Here is a 17,042-nt window from a genome sequence, read left to right on the forward strand (position 1 = left end):
CGATCTTCACGATTCCCGGATTACCTGTCTGGAAGATTTGAGCAGCGCTTGCGGTACAACGCCGGGGTCAACCCATAGGCACGTACGAACCAGCGGCCCAGATGGCTCTGGTCAGAAAAGCCCAGCGTCATCGCCACCGAGGCCGGTTGTTCGCCACGGGCGAGCATTCGCCGCGCCGTGGCCAGGCGTAATTGCACCAGATAGGCGTGGGGCGCGATGCCATAAGCGGCCTTGAACGCGCGGGTCAGGCGGAAGCGGTCGACGCCGGTGGCCGCTGCCAATTGGTCGAGGCCGATATCGTATTGCGCATTGGCGTGCAGGTATTCACGCGCCTTTTGCGCCACCCGGGGCAATCGCGGGTCGTCACTATCTCGAGTACGCCAGTGCAGGTGGCTGGTCAGGCGTTCGAGCAACGTGTCGAGGGCCGTCTGGCGCACGATCTTCAGCTCCCCCCGATGCAAGGTTTCAAACGCCAGGCTGGTGGCCTGGGCCAGGCGCGAATCACTGGCCAGGGTGTTGGCGAAACTCAACTGACTGTTGTCCGGGGCGTTGTCGAACAGGGTCGTGAGTTCGCGCTGTAACCACTGCGGGTCCAGGTACAACATGCGATAGGTGAAACCGTCTTCGGTCGGTGCTTCGCCGTCGTGAATATCACCCGGCTCGAGCAAGAACACCTTGCCCGGTGTGCTTTGGTGCCTGGCCCGCCGGCAGTTGAACTGCTGGACCCCTTGCTCGGTAACGCCCACCAGATAGCTGTCATGCCAGTGTGGATCGTAGGCATGGCCTTCAAAATGCGCGCGCAACGTCTCGATGCCGGTGTCGGCGTCCTGGGCCAGATCAAGCCAGTTGTGGCGGGGCATGCTGCACCTTCGAGACGGATTACCCAGTTATTTAACGCCCTTGGCGGGGGCGATGACTAGAACGTTTGTGCACCGATCCGAATGATCCTGCTGCGATGTTGATCGAAGATCTCAGCAAGCCAAGCATAAAACCAGCGCAGCGCCACTAACAGACCTGCCTGTGGCGCTGCAGGCGCGAAGAACCTCTAATGAACCCATCCGTATGCGCCAGATTCGAAGCGAATCAAAGTGGGTTGCGCGCGGTTTTTTCACCCAAATAACCCGGCTGCGATATTGATCGAGAATCCGAGAATGGCTGTGTTGAACAGAAAACCGATCAGCGATTGCGCCAACACGATCTTGCGCAAATCCCGGGTTGCCACGCCGACATCGGACGTCTGCACCGCGACGCTGATGGTGAACGAGAAGTACAGGAAGTCCCAGTAATTAGGGGTGGTGAGGCCTTCGGCAAAGCGCAGGGCCTGGTCTTTGCCATCCCAGGTGTAGAACAGGCGGGCGTAGTGCACGCTGAAAATCACCCCGATCAGCAGCCACGAGCCGATGACGGTCAGCGCGGTGAAACCGTAATGCAGCAGCTTGCGCGAGGTGTCCATGTCCCTGCTGCCGGCCAGTTCGAAGGCGATGGTGGCCAGGCTGGCAATCGCTGCGATACACACCACGAAAAGCACCACACCGGCGTTTTCGTCCTCGACCTCGGCAATGCGTTTCACGTCCGGTGCCTTGGCGCGCACGGTGAGCCAGAACATCAGGACCAGATAGGTCCAGACCCCGACGTTCCAGCCGATGAGGATTTTGCCAGGAATCGAGTCGGACGGAGCCAGGATGCCCGCCGCGACGCCCAGGGTGGCGGCGGCGGACAGGCGAGGGTGGGTGTGGGTGAGGTAGGGCATGGGGGCTCAGTGGGTCAGGGTGTTGAAAACACCTTAGCCCAGTGTTCCCACATTAGTCTGTCAGATATCTTTATGCCTGCCCCGCACCAGCTTCATCACCACCACAAAAAACACCGGCACAAACACCACCGCCAGGGTCGCGGTGATCATCCCGCCGATCACCCCGGTGCCGATGGCTTGCTGGCTCGCCGAGCTGGCCCCGGTGGCAATCGCCAGCGGCACCACGCCGAGGATGAACGCCAGGGACGTCATGACAATCGGCCGCAGTCGCAAGCGTGCGGCTTGCAGGGTGGCGTCGAGCAGGTCATGACCTTCGTCGTACAGGCTCTTGGCAAACTCGATGATCAGGATCGCGTTCTTCGCCGACAGGCCGATGATGGTGATCAGCCCGACCTTGAAGAACACATCGTTGGGCATTCCGCGCAAGGTCACTGCCAGTACCGCGCCGAGCACCCCGAGCGGCACCACCAGCAGCACCGAGGTCGGGATCGACCAACTCTCGTACAGTGCCGCCAGGCACAGGAACACGATCAACAGCGACAAGCCGAGCAGGATCGGCGCCTGGCTGCCGGACAAACGTTCCTGCAACGACAGTCCGGTCCATTCCTGGCCCAGTCCCGCCGGGCCTTGCGCCACCAGCCGTTCGATTTCCGCCATGGCTTGTCCGGTGCTGTGGCCGGGCGTCGGTTCGCCGGAAATGCTGATCGCCGGGTAACCGTTGTAACGGGTCAACTGCGCCGGGCCCTGGGTCCATTTGGCCTGGACGAAGGCGGACAACGGCACCATTTGCCCGGTGTTGTTGCGCACGTGCATCTTCAACAGATCGGCCACCTGACTGCGCTGGTCGCCCTCGGCCTGCACCACCACGCGCTGCATCCGCCCTTGATTGGGAAAGTCGTTGATGTAGGCCGAACCGACGGCGGTGGAGAGCACGCTGCCAATGTCGGCAAAGGACACGCCCAGCGCATTCGCCTGCTTGCGGTCGACGATCAACTGGACCTGCGGCGCTTCGGCCAGGGCGCTTTCGCGCACGTTCATCAGGATCGGGCTTTTCTCGGCGGCGGCGAGCAATTCGCTGCGTGCCTGCATCAACGTGGCGTGTCCGAGGCCGCCGCGATCCTGCAGGCGAAACTCGAAACCACTGGACGTGCCCAGGCCGTCCACGGGGGGTGGCAGTATGGCGAAGGCCATGGCGTCCTTGATCTGACTGAGGGCGACGTTGGCGCGGTCGGCGATGGACGTTGCCGTGTCGTCGCTGCCGCGTTCAGACCAGTCCTTGAGCGTGGTAAAGGCCAGCGCCGCGTTCTGGCCGCTGCCGGAAAAGCTGAAACCGAGAATCACCGTGCTGTCACCCACCCCGGGCTCGGTGGCGTTGTGCGCTTCGATCTGCTCGACCACCTGCACCGTGCGGTTCTTGCTTGCGCCCGGTGGCAGTTGAATGTCGGTGATGGTGTAGCCTTGGTCTTCCACCGGCAGGAACGAGGAGGGCAGGCGGCTGAAGCAAATGCCCAGGCCAATCAGCAACACGCCGTAGATCAGCAGGTAACGCCCGCTACGCTTCAGTGCATAGGCGACCCAGCCCTGATAACGCTCGGTGAGTTGCTCGAAACGGCGATTGAACCAGCCGAAGAACCCGGTCTTCTCGTGATGCTCGCCCTTGGCGATTGGCTTGAGCAAGGTCGCGCACAGCGCCGGGGTCAAGGTCAGGGCCAGGAACGCCGAGAACAGGATCGAGGTGGCCATCGACAGTGAGAACTGCCGGTAGATCACTCCGACCGAGCCTTGCATGAACGCCATCGGGATGAACACCGCCACCAGCACCAGGGTGATGCCAATGATCGCCCCGGTGATCTGCTTCATCGCCTTGCGGGTCGCTTCCTTGGGCGACAGGCCTTCGCTGGCCATGATCCGCTCGACGTTCTCGACCACCACGATGGCGTCATCCACCAGGATGCCGATCGCCAGCACCATGCCGAACATGGTCAGCACGTTGATCGAGAACCCCAGCGCCAACATCGTGGCGAAGGTGCCCATCAGCGCTACCGGCACGACCAGGGTCGGAATCAGCGTGTAGCGGATGTTCTGCAGGAACAGAAACATCACCGCGAACACCAGCAACATCGCCTCGCCAAGGGTGTAGACCACCTTGGTGATCGAGACCTTGACGAAGGGCGAGGTGTCGTAGGGGATCTTGTATTCCACACCGGCGGGGAAGTAGCGCGACAGCTCATCCATTTTCGCCCGCACCCGCGTCGCGGTGCTCAGGGCGTTGGCGCCCGGCGCCAATTGCACACCGACGGCGGTGGACGGCTTGCCATTGAGGCGCGTGGAAAACTGGTAGTCCTGGCTGCCGATCTCGACCCTGGCGACATCGCCGATGCGCACAGTGGAACCGTCTGGATTGGCCTTCAGGACGATGTCGGCAAATTCCGACGGCGTCGACAGCTGGCCCTTGACCAGAATGGTCGCGGTGATTTCCTGGGTGGTGCGGCTCGGCAGGTCGCCGATGCTGCCGGCCGAGACCTGGGCGTTTTGCGCAACGATGGCCGCGTTGACATCGGCCGGGGTCAGGTTGAAGCCGATCAGTTTCTGCGGGTCGATCCAGATCCGCATTGCCCGCTCCGCACCGTACAGCTGCGCCTTGCCGACGCCGTCGAGGCGCTTGATCTCGTTCATCACGTTGCGCGCCAGGTAGTCGCTGAGCGCCACGTCGTCGAGCTTGCCGTCACTGGACGTGAGGGTAATCAGCAGCAGGAAACCGGCGGAGACTTTTTCCACCTGCAAGCCCTGTTGGTTCACCGCTTGCGGCAGGCGCGACTCGACAACCTTGAGGCGGTTCTGCACGTCCACCTGGGCCATTTCCGGGTCGGTGCCGGGCTGGAAGGTGGCCTTGATCGTGGCGCTGCCGAGGCTGCTTTGCGATTCGAAATACAACAGATGGTCGGCTCCGTTGAGTTCTTCCTCGATCAGGCTGACCACGCTTTCATCCACCGTCTGCGCGGAAGCGCCGGGGTACAGGGCATAGATTTCGATCTGCGGTGGTGCGACGTCGGGGTATTGCGCCACTGGCAACTGAGGAATGGACAGCGCACCGGCCAACAGAATGAACAGGGCAACCACCCAGGCGAACACCGGGCGGTCGATAAAGAACTGCGGCATAAAAAGCGTCCTGCTTACTGACCCGAGACCTGGGCGAGTGGAAGAGGGGTGTCGTCGATCTGCACGGTCTCGCCGGGGCGGGCGTGTTGCAGGCCTTCGATGACGATGCGGTCGCCCGGCTTCAGGCCACCGGTGACGATCCAGCGGTCGCCCTGCACGGCGCCCAGTTCCACCTGTTGCAGGCCCACGCGCTGCTCGGCGTCAATCGACAACACTTGCGCGATGCCAGCGCTGTCACGCTGGATGGCCCGTTGAGGCACGCTGATGCCTTGCTGGTTCACCCCTTGCTCAAGGCGTACGCGCACGAAGCTGCCGGGGAGCAGGTCGAGATCGGGATTGGGAAATTCGCTGCGCAGGATGATCTGGCCGGTGCCCGGATCGACCGTGATGTCAGTGAACAGCAGCTTGCCCGGCAATGGGTACACACTGCCGTCGTCCTGTATCAGCGTGGCCTTGACCTGGTCCTGGCCGACCGGTTGTAACTGCCCGGAACGGAATGAGCGGCGCAGGTCGTTGAGTTCACGGGTCGATTGAGTGAGGTCGGCGTGGATCGGGTTCAACTGCTGGATCAACGCCAGTGGGGTGGTTTCATTCTGGCCCACCAGTGCGCCTTCGGTGACGAGGGCACGGCCGATGCGCCCGGAAATCGGCGCGGTGACGGTGGCATAACCAAGGTTCAGTTTCGCCCGCTCGACGGCAGCTTTGCTGGCGGCGACATCGGCAGCGGTCTGCCGCGTGGCGGCCCGGGCGTTGTCGTAGTCCTGGCCACTGATGGCGTTGCCTTCGATCAACTGGGCGTAACGCTGTTCCTGTAGCCTGGCCTGGAACGCGTTGGCCTCGGCCTTGCGCAGCACGGCCTGGGCGCTGTCGAGGTCGGCCTTGAACGGCGCCGGGTCGATGCGGAACAGCACATCGCCTTTTTTCACGTCGCTGCCTTCGCGAAAGGCTCGCTGCAACACCACACCGGCCACACGGGCACGGACTTCGGCAATGCGCGGCGCGGCAATCCGCCCGCTCAGTTCGCTGCTGATCGCCAGCGGGCGAGCCTCGATGGTTTCGATCCGGACGGTGGCCGGCGGTGCCTGTTCTTCGGCGTTCGAGGCGCTGTCGCATGCGCTCAGCGTCGCCGCCAGTGCCACAAGGCTGAGCCCGGCAAGCAGATTCTTTGACATGAATGACCCCAATAATGACCCCCAGCATCCTACTGGGCGACGGCGAGGGTAGCGGTGAAGCTTTGTTGGTGCTGTGTGAAATTGTGTAAGGGTTTTACTTGGGGGCAGGTGAGGGCGTATATCCTGAGCATCTTGAATTTTATTGCGACTGTCCCGGCCTCTTCGCGGGCAGGCCCGCTCCCACAGGGTTGCGCTGTGAACACAAATTTTGTGAACGCCATCGGCCACTGTGGGAGCGGGCTTGCCCGCGAAGAGGCCGGAACATTCGCCACAGCACTTTCTGGAAACACCCATGCCCAACATCCTCCTGGTCGAAGACGACACCGCACTCGCCGAACTGATTGCCAGCTACCTGGAACGCAACGGTTACTCCGTCAGCGTGATCAGCCGCGGCGACCAGGTGCGCGAGCGTGCGCGGCTCAATCCGCCGGACCTGGTCATCCTCGACCTGATGCTGCCCGGTCTCGATGGCCTGCAGGTGTGCCGCTTTCTGCGCGCCGATTCGGCGACCTTGCCGATCCTGATGCTCACGGCCCGCGACGACAGCCACGACCAGGTGCTGGGCCTGGAAATGGGCGCCGACGACTACGTCACCAAACCTTGCGAACCCCGGGTGCTGCTGGCCCGGGTGCGCACCTTGCTGCGGCGCAGCAGCCTCAGCGAGCCACTGGCGGTCAATGACCGTATCCTCATGGGCAACCTGTGCATCGACCTGTCCGAACGCACGGTGACCTGGCGCGGACAACCGGTGGAGTTGTCCAGCGGTGAATACAACCTGCTGGTGGTGCTGGCCCGGCATGCCGGTGAAGTGCTGAGCCGCGACCAGATCCTGCAACGCCTGCGCGGCATCGAATTCAACGGCACCGACCGTTCGGTGGACGTGGCGATCTCCAAGTTGCGGCGCAAGTTCGATGACAACGCTGGCGAAGCGCGCAAGATCAAGACCGTGTGGGGCAAGGGCTACCTGTTCAGCCGTTCCGAGTGGGAATGCTGAGACGATGTTCAGGATCCTCTTTCGCCTGTACCTGGTGACCATCGTCTCTTTCAGTGCCGCCATCTACCTGGTGCCGGACCTGGTGATCAAGGTTTTCCACGAGCGCTTCCTCACCTACAACCTCGACTATTCCCGAGGGCTGCAAACCCTGATGGTCAAGCAGTTCAAGGCCGTCCCGACCGAACAATGGCCGGCATTGGCCGCGGAAATGGACAAGGAGTTCCAGCCGCTGCACATCGTGCTCAGCGGCAACGACGATGCCGGGTTTTCCCTTGAGGAACAACAGCGTTTGCGACGCGGCGAAAACGTCGTTCGCATTGGCGACTGGGGCTGGCGCACCTTGGCCGTGGCGCCGCTGAACGAACAAACGGTGGTGCAAATGGTCGTGCCGCCGGACCCGATGGACGTCAGCCTGTTGTACTGGAGCATCAACGTGCTTATAGGCGCGACCATGCTAGCGTGCCTGTTGCTGTGGCTGCGCCCGCACTGGCGTGACCTGGAACGCCTGAAGAGCGCGGCGGAACGCTTCGGCAAGGGCCATTTGAGCGAGCGCACACAGATTGCCCCCAGCTCCAACATCGGCGGCCTGGCCAACGTCTTCGACACCATGGCCGGCGACATCGAGAACCTGCTGAACCAGCAAAGGGACTTGCTCAACGCGGTTTCCCACGAACTGCGTACCCCCCTGACACGCCTGGATTTCGGCCTGGCCCTGGCCCTGTCCGATGACCTGCCGGCGACCAGCCGCGAGCGCTTGCAGGGGTTGGTCGATCACATTCGCGAACTCGATGAACTGGTGCTGGAGTTGCTGTCCTACAGCCGCCTGCAAAACCCGGCGCGGGTGCCGGAGCAGGTCGAGGTGTCGCTGGATGAATTCATCGACAGCATCCTGGGCAGCATCGATGACGAACAAGCCCCGGACATCGTCATCGACGTGCTGCTGCACGGCCAGCTCGAACGCTTCAGCCTCGACCCGCGCCTGACCGCCCGCGCCCTGCAGAACCTGCTGCGCAATGCCATGCGCTATTGCGAAAAGCGCATCCAGATCGGTGTGCAGGTGTGCCCCAAGGGCTGTGAAATCTGGGTGGATGACGACGGCATCGGCATCCCGGATGACGAGCGTGAGCGGATTTTCGAGCCGTTCTACCGACTCGATCGCAGCCGGGATCGGGCCACCGGTGGGTTTGGCCTGGGGCTGGCGATCAGTCGCCGGGCGCTGGAGGCGCAGGGTGGGACGCTGACGGTCGAGTCATCACCGTTGGGCGGGGCGCGGTTCAGGTTGTGGTTGCCACCTCTGTTTTAAAGTGCGGGCGACAGGGCGAGGTATACCGTGCGGGCGGGTACCGCAGGAGAGTTTACAAGGGCGCAGGATCTTGTGACGCTCGCGATGACATTCGGACAGACGGGTGATGAATCGACATCGAACTGTTATTTTTGACAGTAGAAAGAAACGTCGACGAAGTATTTCATGTTCTTCAAACCACACGGAGGTAGATGACATGAAAAAAACATCTCAGTTTGCTGTCTTACTCGCCAGTTTCTACTCCATCGCAAGTTGGGCTGACAGTATGTTAGTGCCAGCGAGTTCCTCCGCTATCGCGCCCATGGCCGGGATTGCCGATTTGATTTCAGTTTCAGAACCAAAGGCGAAGCGTTTTCTCGCAACAGGCCGTTTTAACTCAACCATAGGCTTGGGCTGGAATTGCACGGCGACGCTTATCGCCAGCAGTAAAAAACCTGATCCTGCCATGCCTGCCCTTATATTAACGGCAGCACATTGCGCCAATCCTTCGGGACTTACTGGCGACAATGAAGTGGTTATAGATAGGCCGATGGCGCCGGGCTGGCAGTTCACACCGGCCTATTTTCACGACAACAAAGATGACCATACTCCTATCCCCATCAAACGCATTGTTTATTCCAGTATGAAGTCCACCGATGTTGCAGTCCTGGAGTTGGACGCCACGTATGCCGAGTTGAGTTCTCGGAATATAGAACCCTTGATGCTCGCGAGTTTCAACGCATCGACTAATGATATTGACATGGCGCATATCCCATTGGGGCTCTTTCCTGGGGGATTTTTTCTTCGTTACTCGGCGTGCAAGGTGACGTCAGCACGCCCAATTTTTGAAGGGTATTCGCCGATCCGCGAAGATAACCCGTGGTATTGGCCAAAAGCGTTGCCCACTGACTGCGTGGGTGTATACGGGGGGTCGTCGGGTTCTCCGGTTTTTGTGAAAGACGGATCAACAGTGGTTGGCATCCTGGCTACTGCGGTAGAGCCCAGTCTGAACGGTTGCGGATATGGTCGCCCTTGTGAAATCGCCGATGATAGTTTGATCAGCCGCCCGGATGCGGTCTATTTCAATACAGTCGATCACATACTGCGCGCGTTGAAAGCCGATAACACACTTGATTTGAGCAAACTCGATCAGGGGGATGGCGTTGGACTGACACGAGTGGGCCCCTGGTCAACCCGTTCGGAGGTCGCGGATGTTACCGGAAAGCTGCAACCGGCCCGATGGGATCTAGAGATCGCCTCGGGGTTTCAACGTATTCGGTACAAAACTGGCCCGGCAAGCTCTACGCATTGTGATCAACCCAAAGGCTATGGCGAAGCGCTGAACGTAGCGGACCAGCCGCTTCTGCGGTTACCGGTTGACCCGAAAGAAGGCATCCAGGCGATCTGTGTAATTGGTCAAAAAACAGCTCAAACGGCTTGGCAATCCGAACGTGATGCGACGATCAAGCTGCGCCAGATAGACAACACTGCACCGGTGGACAGCCCCGTTTTTCATGTCGATGAAGATCCGTCATTTTGGTTTGCGTCTACTCATAACAATCTCAATGAAGTTGTAAGCACTTTCATTAAGTATGGCCCCCTGGATTCAACAGATTGTGCAAATGCGGATGGATATTTTCCTCAAATCCCTGGGAAAAGCAGACAGCTATCCAAAACTAGCAGTTGGCGTGTGTGCTATTTGGGCAAGGATGAAGCAGGAAATAACTCTCCCCACTTCAGTCGGGATTTAGTGGCGAGTCCGAAAGGTTAAAAGCAGAGCGGTTCAGCGTGGAAGCGATACTCAAGCGAAAACCCGATCAGCATTCATGCGTGCTCCATGTCAGACCAGTAAACGATGTTCATCTCGTGCTGACGCTTCTGGGCAAAGTCCCGCTGGTCGCTGTTGGAGTGGGTGACGCAGGGCGCCATGGGGCTGTGTAGTGTGTCCAGGTAGTTAACCTGCGCAATCGCCACGCCATCGAATTCGAGGATTTGCGCACGCTTGAATTCGGGGCGCGGCAAGGTCAGTTGGGGTGTGCCCCAACTCGATCGCAGCCGGGATCGGGCCACCGGTGGGTTTGGCCTGGGGCTGGCCATCAGTCGCCGGGCGCTGGAGGCGCAGGGTGGGACGCTGACGGTCGAGTCATCACCGTTGGGCGGGGCGCGGTTTCGGTTAAGGTTACCGACGCCGGGTTGATTACGACCAACGGTTGGTTCATCTGTCAAATCTGACAGTAGCCACAGTCGCCGCTTGCGCGTTTCATGGGCCTTGGCACTCAGGATTGACGGCAGGTCAGGAGAGTTAGCAATGGGCGAGCCAATCACAAGAACAATTGGGCAGGGCACCATCGACGCGATCAGGGAAGTCAGGGTCGACACGACATCAACCTCTTTCGCCCTGGTCCTTCCAGATGACGGGTTCGCTTCCAGGTTGGCGATCCGTATTGGTCCCCATGCCACAGCAGATGGAGAGGACTTTTTCCTGGTGGGCGACAAGGTCAGGTACACCGTGCTGAAGGGGGCGGGGGAAGCGTTTCCCAAGGCGCAAGACCTCGTGAAACTGCAAACGCTGCCGCGCTCTGTGTAGGCGCTGGCGCAGGGTCAGGCGTTCAATCGGGTGCGTAACTGTTTGGCCATGTCCTCAAGGTCGGCCATCGAGTTACGCCCGATCAACATCCACGCATGTTCCCGATCTGCCCAGTAGACAATGTTCATCCCGTGCCGACGTTCCTGGGCGAAATGGCGGCTGCCGCTGTTGGAGCGCGTGATGCACAGCGCCATCGGCCCGTGAGCCGGATCCAGGTAGCTGATCTGGGCGATGGCCACGCCATCGTATTCAAGGATTTGCGCGCGTTTGAATTCGGCGCGTGGAAGGGCCAGTTTTGCAGGTACAAGACTGAGGCCCAGCCGAGCATCGATGGTCTGCAGTTGCGCCCGTTGCGTCGCTTCGTCAGTGGGCAAATGGTCGAGGGTTTCCGGTACGTACAGCACCATGTAATCCGCCACCAGTCCGCGCCAACTGTGGCTTTGCTGACTGCTTTGCCAGCCGAGGAACAAACGGTCCGCGACCACGCCGCCTGCCACCAGCCCGGCCGCTGCCGCCAGGAACCAGCGCCGGCTGTGCGTTGGGCGGGCAGGTACGGGCAAGGTGTCGAGCATGGCCTGCAGGCGATCCACCGGTGCCTGCTTTGCCAACTCGTCATAGGCGTCCTTGAACGGCAGATTGCTGCGGGCCAACCATTGCAGGCGCAGGCCAAGCATCGGGTCCTGGACGAGGGCCGCGTCGATGTGGGCGCGTTGTTCGGCGTCGAGCTGGTTGTCCAGGTAGGCCACCAATTGCTCATCCGAGGGTATCGCGTTCATCGACGTTCTCCGGTGGAAGGGTTGGGCACCGTGTGCAGTGGCGGATATTCGGCGAGTTTCGCCCGCGCGGTGGCCAGCCGGCTCATCACGGTGCCAATGGGTACTTGCAGGACTTCGGCAACTTCGCGGTAGGACAAACCCTCGACGTAGGTGAGAAATACCGTTTCGCGCTGGGCTTCGGGCAGCGCGTCGACGCGGCGGATGACCTGCGCCGCCAATACATGAGTCTGCGCTGCATATTCGCCGTCAAACGACAGGGCGCTATCGGGCTCGACAATTCCCTGGCCCTGATGCACCCGGCGGGTCCGGATTTCGTTCAGCCAGATCGAATGCAGAATGCTCATCAGCCAGCGGTCCATACGGGTGCCCGGGGTAAATTGTCCGGCACGTTCGAGCGCGCGCACGCACGTTGCCTGCACCAGGTCTTCGGCGACGTGCCGTTGTCGCGACAACAGCAGGCCATAGCGCCACAAACGCGCCAGATGCTGGCCCAGTTCTGCCCTTATTTCCTGAATGCTGGCGATAGAGACCTCCGTGCGCCCGGTTGTCAGGTTTGCGACGAGTCGTCGATGGCTTCGGCCAGGTCCTGGTATTCCTCGCAGGTCGTGTTGCCGCAAATCGACTTGATCTGTTGCAGTTGCTCCTGGGCGAGGTCCAGCCGGCCTTTGACCACGTACGCTTCACCGAGGTATTCGCGGACTTTGGCGTACTGGGGGTCGAGCTTGACCGATTGCAGGTAGTAACCGATACCTTCGTCGGTACGCCCCAGTTTACGCGTGGCATAACCACGATAGTTCAAGGCTTTGGCGGTGTTGGGTTCCTTGAGCGTATCGAGCAGGGCCAGGGCTTCTTCGTAACGCCCGTCCTTGGCCAGTTGATAGGCGTAATCGGTACGGTCGGCGTCCGGCAGGAGCATGCTGGTTTGCTTGACGCACTTTTGCGCCTTGCTGTCGAACACCTGCCCTCGAGGGCACTGCGGTTTGGCGGGGGTATCTTCCTCGCCGTTGGCCCACGCCAGGGAACTGGACAGCACGACGGCAAGCACCAACGGGGCAGTAACAATCGAGAGGCGGCGATTCATGGGCAATGCTCCACAGATCATCAGGGGCGGGACATGGGACGGGCCATAGCCAGTGAGAAGGGCTGATGACCCTTCAAGCGAACCATAAACACCTCAGCGCAAACATTTATTCATTTTTCCTGGCGGTTTTTCCACGCAAAGCTCAAGTCGCGCGGCGCTATCAGCTCAGCAGGCGAATCGGTTTTCCCGCCGACCAGGCGTGAATGTCCTCGATCATTTGCGAAAAGAACAGATGGTAGTTTTGCTGACTGACGTAGCCGACATGGGGCGTTGCCAGCACGTTGTCCAGGGTCCTGAACGGATGATGCTCTGCCAGCGGCTCCTGCTCGAACACATCCAGCGCCGCTCCACCCAGGCGCTGTTTCTGCAGGGCCTTGATCAGCGCGGCTTCATCGACAATCGGCCCGCGCGCGGTATTGACCAGCAGCGCGGTGGGTTTCATCCAGGCCAGCGCCTGGGCGTCCACCAGGCCACGACTGCGGTCACTGAGCACCAGGTGCACCGAGAGCACGTCGGCCTGCTCGAACAGCGCCTGTTTGCTGACGAAGGTCACACCGGCTTCGGCGGCGCGTTCGGCGGTCAGGTTTTCGCTCCAGGCGATGACCCGCATGCCGAACGCCTGGCCAAACCGGGCAACCTGCTGACCGATGCTGCCCAGTCCCAGGATCGCCAGGGTCTTGCCGTGCAGGTCGCCCCCCAGGCCTTGCTGCCACTTACCCGCGCGCAAGGCGTTGGCTTCGACCACCAGGTTGCGGGTGGCGGCCATGATCAGTGCCCAGGTCAGTTCCGGAGCGGCGTGCTTGTAGCTGTCAGTGCCACTGACCTGGATGCCGAGCGCCGTAGCGGCCTTCAAGTCGATCGCGGCATTGCGCATGCCGCCAGTCACCAGCAATTTGAGCTGGGGCAGGCGGCGCAGCAAGTCCTCATCGAAACGGGTGCGCTCGCGCATCACGCAGATCACGGCATACTTGTTCAGACGCGCCGCCAGGGTCGCGTTGTCGGCAGGGTAGTCATGGATGAAATCCACTTCACCGATGGCCTCCAGCACGGACCAGTCCAGCACATCGCGGGCCACGTCCTGCCAGTCATCGATTACCGCAATCTGCACTGCCATCAGCATTACCTCGTCAACGAACGGGATGGGTCTTGTTCAGCCAGCCGAGCAACGCCTGGTGAAACTGGGCAGGCTCTTCCATCTGCGGGGCGTGGCCCATGCCGGGGAATTCCACCAGTGTCGAACGGGCGATCCGTTTCGCCACCTGTTTGCCCAGTACGTCGTAGTGGCCGAGTTTTGCCTTGACCTCGGGCGACGCGATATCACTGCCGATGGCGGTGGTGTCGGACGTGCCGATCAGCAACAGGGTCGGCATCTTCAGGTTCTCGAATTCGTAGTACACCGGCTGGGTGAAGATCATGTCGTAGATCAGCGCCGAATTCCAGGCGACCTGCGTATGCCCCGGGCCTTTGTTCAAGCCGGCGAGCATGTCCACCCAGCGGTCGAACTCGGGTTTCCAGCGGCCACCGTAATAGGTGGCGCGCTCGTAGTTGCGGATACCCTCGGCACTGAGCTTCAGTTCGCGCTCGTACCACTGGTCCACCGTGCGGTAGGGAACCCCGAGGGCCTTCCAGTCTTCCAAACCGATCGGGTTGACCAGCGCAAGCTGCTCGACCTGTTCGGGATATTGCAGCGCGTAGCGGGTGGCGAGCATGCCGCCAGTGGAGTGCCCCAGCAGGGTGGCTTTCTGCACGCCCAAGGCCTTGAGCAGTTGCTGGGTGTTACTCGCCAGTTGCTGGAAGGTGTATTGATAGTTGTCCGGTTTGCTCGAGGTGCAGAAACCGATCTGGTCCGGGGCAATCACCCGGTAGCCGGCATCGCTGAGGGCCTTGATCGAGGTTTCCCAAGTGGCACCGCAGAAGTTCTTGCCGTGCATCAGCACGACGCTGCGCCCGTTGGCCTTGCCATGGGCGGCGACATCCATGTAGCCCATCTGCAGGGATTGGCCCTGGGACTGGAAGGCAAAATGCTTGACGGTGTAGGGGTATTCGAAGCCCTGCAATTGGGGGCCGTAGGCCGGGCCTTCGGCGGCCATGGCGGGCAGTGCGGCGGTCAGCAGCAGGGCGGACAGCCAGCTTGAGCGGGTAAGGGGCATGGTGGACTCCGTTGAAAATCCGCCGATGCTGGATCGGCACGAATAGGGCGACATTAAACAGGCAATCGTCGCGGCACTTGGTTCAACCCATCCACCCCAGTGTGGCCAGCGCCAGCACGCCATAACGGGCGCCCTTGGCCAGGGTCACGATCAGCAGGAAGCGTCCCAGGGGTTCGCGCATGACGCCGGCCACCAGGGTCAGTGGATCCCCGATCACCGGGAGCCAGCTGAGCAGCAGCGACCAGTGGCCGTAACGTTGATAGTGTCGGCGGGCTTGTTCCAGGTGTTTGGGGCTGACCGGAAACCAGCGCCGGTCACGGAAGCGTTCGATGGCGCGCCCCAGCCACCAGTTGACCAGCGAACCGAGCACGTTACCCAGGGTGGCGACTGCCAGCAGCGACCACAGCCAGTAGCGATCGCTGAGGATCAGCCCGACCAGCACGGCTTCGGACTGCAGGGGCAGCAAGGTCGCGGCGCCGAACGCCGCCAGGAACAAGCCGATATAGGCGCCGAAAATCAATGGGCGGGGTAGTCCGCCACCACCACATCGGTGCCGTCCTTTTTCAGGCCGATCACTTGATAGGCATCGCTCATGCCGTCCATTTCCATGCCCGGCGAGCCCATGGGCATGCCCGGGGCGGCCACGCCCAGCAGGTCATTGCGCTTGCTCAGGGCCAGCACCTGGTCGGCCGGCACATGGCCTTCGACGAATTTGCCGTTGATCAAAGCGGTGTGGCATGACGCCAGGCGCGGTGGCACGCCGTGTTGTTGCTTGAATGTGCTCATGTTGCTTTCGACGTGGTCCTCGACCTTGAAGCCATTGGCCTCCAGATGGCTGATCCATTTCTTGCAGCAACCGCAATTGGCATCCCGGTGGACCTCGATCGGGATCAGGTCGGCGGCCTGGGCCAGGGAGGAAATGAACAGGGCGCCCAAGGCAGCCAGACGTAGAGGGGTTCGCATGTCGACGGGGTCTCGGATTGCAGGCAAAAGAATACATTCTGACGTTTTTTTGCCGGCGGATATTCAAGGTTTGTTTCGAAGTACTACAGGATCTGGGTAAAAAATACATTGTAGGAGCCCGGCTGGCCGGCGAAGGCGCCCGAAAGGTTCATGCACTATTCGAAGACGCCTTCGCCGGCAAGCCGGCTCCTACAGATTGATCGGAGTGCTTGTTAGCGATGCGGGTAATGCCCAGGTCCACCCCCGTCGTAATGGCGATCATGGTGTCCGCCGCCATGGGGCAGGAAGATGCAACCGCCAAGGGAGAGCAGGGCCAGCAGGGGAATCAGCAAGGTGATTCGACGTAACATGGTAAATCCTCATGGTTATCGCCGTGATAAAGCTAAAAATCTTCATCGGCTGTAACATGAGACCCCGTTTGCACGCGTCCATCCCCGCAACAAGGTAGGGGCTTGGCATGCAGGCGGATACAAAGCAGATACATTTTTCAGGTTCAGGAATTGCCAATGACTCAGTCGCAACGTTTGAAATACTCGATTCTGATCTCCCTCGTGGTACTGGGGACCATGTTCGGCCTTTCGTATTTGCAGAACACCGGCGTCATCAGCGAAAAACTCTTCCAGTACATCGCCATTGGCGTGGCGGTGGTCGTGGTGGTCATCAACGGCGTGATGCGTCGCAAGGTCAAGACCTGAGCGGCACCCCGGGCTGGGCGGGTCAGTCGGCGTGCAGCAAGGCGACGGCGCGAGGGTGGAGGCTGTAGCTCTTGTCCGGATTGAGGACAATCACGCCTTCGCTGCACAGGCGTTTCAACACTTCGCGCACGCTCAGGAACGACAGGGGAATATCCAGTTCCAGCAACTGGGTGTGCACGCCGCGCACACCCAGGCTGCGCTCGTTCTCGGCGGCCGAGAGCAAGGCGTCGATGACTTTCAGACGAATCAGACTGGTTCGCAGGCCAAAGCTCTTGAGCAAAATGCGGATCCGCTCGTTGCCGTGGCGCTCGGTACGCTGGTCGAAAACACCGACCCCAAGGGAAGTGCCCTTTGGCGCGTTGCTACCGTCCGCTGGCAGTTGCGAGTTGTACATTGCGAAAACTCCTTTTGCAGAGCCTGATCGGAAAAAAAT

Annotated in this window: 18 protein-coding genes and 2 pseudogenes; 6 read left to right on the forward strand and 14 right to left on the reverse strand. The window is 60.8% G+C overall.

Going from position 1 to position 17,042, the window contains the following annotated elements; translation table 11 throughout:
- Positions 1 to 20: 20 nt before the first annotated feature.
- The 4 genes from BKX96_RS07825 to BKX96_RS07840 form a co-directional block, all read right to left on the reverse strand.
- Positions 21 to 860, reverse strand: a complete 840-nt coding sequence (locus BKX96_RS07825; RefSeq protein WP_046820053.1) for an AraC family transcriptional regulator — start codon at positions 858 to 860, stop codon at positions 21 to 23.
- 248 nt (positions 861 to 1,108) lie between these two features.
- Positions 1,109 to 1,750: a DUF1345 domain-containing protein gene (locus tag BKX96_RS07830; protein WP_077183291.1), complete on the reverse strand. Its 642-nt coding sequence runs from the start codon at positions 1,748 to 1,750 to the stop codon at positions 1,109 to 1,111.
- A gap of 60 nt (positions 1,751 to 1,810) precedes the next feature.
- Positions 1,811 to 4,909 carry a multidrug efflux RND transporter permease subunit gene (locus BKX96_RS07835; protein ID WP_046820051.1) on the reverse strand — a complete coding sequence of 1,033 codons (3,099 nt, stop codon included), beginning with the start codon at positions 4,907 to 4,909 and terminating at the stop codon, positions 1,811 to 1,813.
- A 14-nt stretch (positions 4,910 to 4,923) separates the two neighbouring features.
- The gene (locus tag BKX96_RS07840; protein WP_077183292.1) at positions 4,924 to 6,081 is read right to left on the reverse strand and encodes an efflux RND transporter periplasmic adaptor subunit; all 1,158 of its coding nucleotides are present in this window, start codon (positions 6,079 to 6,081) and stop codon (positions 4,924 to 4,926) included.
- A 292-nt stretch (positions 6,082 to 6,373) separates the two neighbouring features.
- Between BKX96_RS07840 and BKX96_RS07845 the strand changes: the two genes are divergently transcribed.
- The 3 genes from BKX96_RS07845 to BKX96_RS07855 all read left to right on the forward strand — a co-directional run bounded on the left by BKX96_RS07845 (position 6,374) and on the right by BKX96_RS07855 (position 10,128).
- Entirely contained in the window at positions 6,374 to 7,075 is a 702-nt protein-coding gene (locus tag BKX96_RS07845) for a response regulator (RefSeq protein ID WP_046820048.1), read from the forward strand.
- Between the two features lie 4 nt (positions 7,076 to 7,079).
- Complete coding sequence (locus BKX96_RS07850) at positions 7,080 to 8,378, forward strand: ATP-binding protein (protein WP_077183293.1); 1,299 nt, start codon at positions 7,080 to 7,082, stop codon at positions 8,376 to 8,378.
- A gap of 196 nt (positions 8,379 to 8,574) precedes the next feature.
- Positions 8,575 to 10,128, forward strand: coding sequence for a trypsin-like serine peptidase (locus BKX96_RS07855; protein ID WP_077183294.1), 1,554 nt, complete (start codon positions 8,575 to 8,577; stop codon positions 10,126 to 10,128).
- Positions 10,129 to 10,184: 56 nt separating this feature from the next.
- On the opposite strand, the pseudogene BKX96_RS07860 reads toward BKX96_RS07855, so the two are convergent.
- Positions 10,185 to 10,385: pseudogene (locus tag BKX96_RS07860) on the reverse strand (transcriptional regulator); the annotation flags it as partial.
- A 13-nt stretch (positions 10,386 to 10,398) separates the two neighbouring features.
- Between BKX96_RS07860 and BKX96_RS07865 the strand changes: the two are divergent.
- Both BKX96_RS07865 and BKX96_RS07870 read left to right on the forward strand, forming a co-directional pair.
- Positions 10,399 to 10,554: pseudogene (locus BKX96_RS07865) on the forward strand (ATP-binding protein); the annotation flags it as partial.
- Positions 10,555 to 10,665: 111 nt separating this feature from the next.
- Positions 10,666 to 10,944: a hypothetical protein gene (locus BKX96_RS07870; protein ID WP_046820047.1), complete on the forward strand. Its 279-nt coding sequence runs from the start codon at positions 10,666 to 10,668 to the stop codon at positions 10,942 to 10,944.
- A gap of 14 nt (positions 10,945 to 10,958) precedes the next feature.
- On the opposite strand, the gene BKX96_RS07875 is transcribed toward BKX96_RS07870, so the two are convergent.
- The 8 genes from BKX96_RS07875 to BKX96_RS32820 form a co-directional block, all read right to left on the reverse strand.
- A complete protein-coding gene (locus tag BKX96_RS07875; protein WP_077183295.1) occupies positions 10,959 to 11,720 on the reverse strand; it encodes an anti-sigma factor family protein in 762 nt (253 codons plus the stop codon).
- Positions 11,717 to 12,202, reverse strand: coding sequence for an RNA polymerase sigma factor (locus BKX96_RS07880; protein WP_077183871.1), 486 nt, complete (start codon positions 12,200 to 12,202; stop codon positions 11,717 to 11,719). The genes BKX96_RS07875 and BKX96_RS07880 overlap by 4 nt, the downstream gene beginning before the upstream one ends.
- A gap of 65 nt (positions 12,203 to 12,267) precedes the next feature.
- On the reverse strand, positions 12,268 to 12,801 hold the full coding sequence (locus BKX96_RS07885; RefSeq protein WP_077183296.1) for a tetratricopeptide repeat protein: 534 nt from the start codon (positions 12,799 to 12,801) through the stop codon (positions 12,268 to 12,270).
- A 160-nt stretch (positions 12,802 to 12,961) separates the two neighbouring features.
- Positions 12,962 to 13,915 (reverse strand): D-2-hydroxyacid dehydrogenase family protein, encoded by a 954-nt coding sequence (locus BKX96_RS07890; RefSeq protein ID WP_077183873.1) that lies wholly within the window; start codon positions 13,913 to 13,915, stop codon positions 12,962 to 12,964.
- 13 nt (positions 13,916 to 13,928) lie between these two features.
- Positions 13,929 to 14,951 (reverse strand): alpha/beta fold hydrolase, encoded by a 1,023-nt coding sequence (locus BKX96_RS07895; protein ID WP_077183297.1) that lies wholly within the window; start codon positions 14,949 to 14,951, stop codon positions 13,929 to 13,931.
- A gap of 82 nt (positions 14,952 to 15,033) precedes the next feature.
- Positions 15,034 to 15,468 (reverse strand): YqaA family protein, encoded by a 435-nt coding sequence (locus BKX96_RS07900; protein ID WP_046820267.1) that lies wholly within the window; start codon positions 15,466 to 15,468, stop codon positions 15,034 to 15,036.
- Positions 15,468 to 15,914, reverse strand: a complete 447-nt coding sequence (locus BKX96_RS07905; RefSeq protein WP_046820043.1) for a DUF411 domain-containing protein — start codon at positions 15,912 to 15,914, stop codon at positions 15,468 to 15,470. The genes BKX96_RS07900 and BKX96_RS07905 overlap by 1 nt, the downstream gene beginning before the upstream one ends.
- 212 nt (positions 15,915 to 16,126) lie before the next feature.
- On the reverse strand, positions 16,127 to 16,264 hold the full coding sequence (locus BKX96_RS32820; RefSeq protein ID WP_179092136.1) for a hypothetical protein: 138 nt from the start codon (positions 16,262 to 16,264) through the stop codon (positions 16,127 to 16,129).
- 156 nt (positions 16,265 to 16,420) lie between these two features.
- Here BKX96_RS32820 and BKX96_RS07910 point away from each other — a divergent pair, with 156 nt between their 5' ends.
- Positions 16,421 to 16,609: a hypothetical protein gene (locus BKX96_RS07910; protein WP_046820042.1), complete on the forward strand. Its 189-nt coding sequence runs from the start codon at positions 16,421 to 16,423 to the stop codon at positions 16,607 to 16,609.
- Positions 16,610 to 16,631: 22 nt separating this feature from the next.
- Here the strand turns inward: BKX96_RS07910 and BKX96_RS07915 are convergent, their stop codons facing one another.
- Entirely contained in the window at positions 16,632 to 17,003 is a 372-nt protein-coding gene (locus BKX96_RS07915) for a fe2+ zn2+ uptake regulation protein (protein ID WP_077183298.1), read from the reverse strand.
- Between the last annotated feature and the right edge of the window lie 39 nt (positions 17,004 to 17,042).

Origin of the sequence: Pseudomonas putida, from assembly GCF_001976065.1 — a bacterium.
Lineage (GTDB): Bacteria > Pseudomonadota > Gammaproteobacteria > Pseudomonadales > Pseudomonadaceae > Aquipseudomonas > Aquipseudomonas serbica.

Coding starts and splice junctions, on each gene's coding strand:
- BKX96_RS07885 (WP_077183296.1), bottom strand. CDS start 12,801: ATGAATCGCCGCCTCTCGATTGTTACTGCCCCGTTGGTGCTTGCCGTC.
- BKX96_RS07915 (WP_077183298.1), bottom strand. CDS start 17,003: ATGTACAACTCGCAACTGCCAGCGGACGGTAGCAACGCGCCAAAGGGC.
- BKX96_RS07875 (WP_077183295.1), bottom strand. CDS start 11,720: ATGAACGCGATACCCTCGGATGAGCAATTGGTGGCCTACCTGGACAAC.
- BKX96_RS32820 (WP_179092136.1), bottom strand. CDS start 16,264: ATGTTACGTCGAATCACCTTGCTGATTCCCCTGCTGGCCCTGCTCTCC.
- BKX96_RS07890 (WP_077183873.1), bottom strand. CDS start 13,915: ATGGCAGTGCAGATTGCGGTAATCGATGACTGGCAGGACGTGGCCCGC.
- BKX96_RS07855 (WP_077183294.1), top strand. CDS start 8,575: ATGAAAAAAACATCTCAGTTTGCTGTCTTACTCGCCAGTTTCTACTCC.
- BKX96_RS07835 (WP_046820051.1), bottom strand. CDS start 4,909: ATGCCGCAGTTCTTTATCGACCGCCCGGTGTTCGCCTGGGTGGTTGCC.
- BKX96_RS07840 (WP_077183292.1), bottom strand. CDS start 6,081: ATGTCAAAGAATCTGCTTGCCGGGCTCAGCCTTGTGGCACTGGCGGCG.
- BKX96_RS07830 (WP_077183291.1), bottom strand. CDS start 1,750: ATGCCCTACCTCACCCACACCCACCCTCGCCTGTCCGCCGCCGCCACC.
- BKX96_RS07895 (WP_077183297.1), bottom strand. CDS start 14,951: ATGCCCCTTACCCGCTCAAGCTGGCTGTCCGCCCTGCTGCTGACCGCC.
- BKX96_RS07845 (WP_046820048.1), top strand. CDS start 6,374: ATGCCCAACATCCTCCTGGTCGAAGACGACACCGCACTCGCCGAACTG.
- BKX96_RS07905 (WP_046820043.1), bottom strand. CDS start 15,914: ATGCGAACCCCTCTACGTCTGGCTGCCTTGGGCGCCCTGTTCATTTCC.
- BKX96_RS07910 (WP_046820042.1), top strand. CDS start 16,421: ATGACTCAGTCGCAACGTTTGAAATACTCGATTCTGATCTCCCTCGTG.
- BKX96_RS07825 (WP_046820053.1), bottom strand. CDS start 860: ATGCCCCGCCACAACTGGCTTGATCTGGCCCAGGACGCCGACACCGGC.
- BKX96_RS07870 (WP_046820047.1), top strand. CDS start 10,666: ATGGGCGAGCCAATCACAAGAACAATTGGGCAGGGCACCATCGACGCG.
- BKX96_RS07850 (WP_077183293.1), top strand. CDS start 7,080: ATGTTCAGGATCCTCTTTCGCCTGTACCTGGTGACCATCGTCTCTTTC.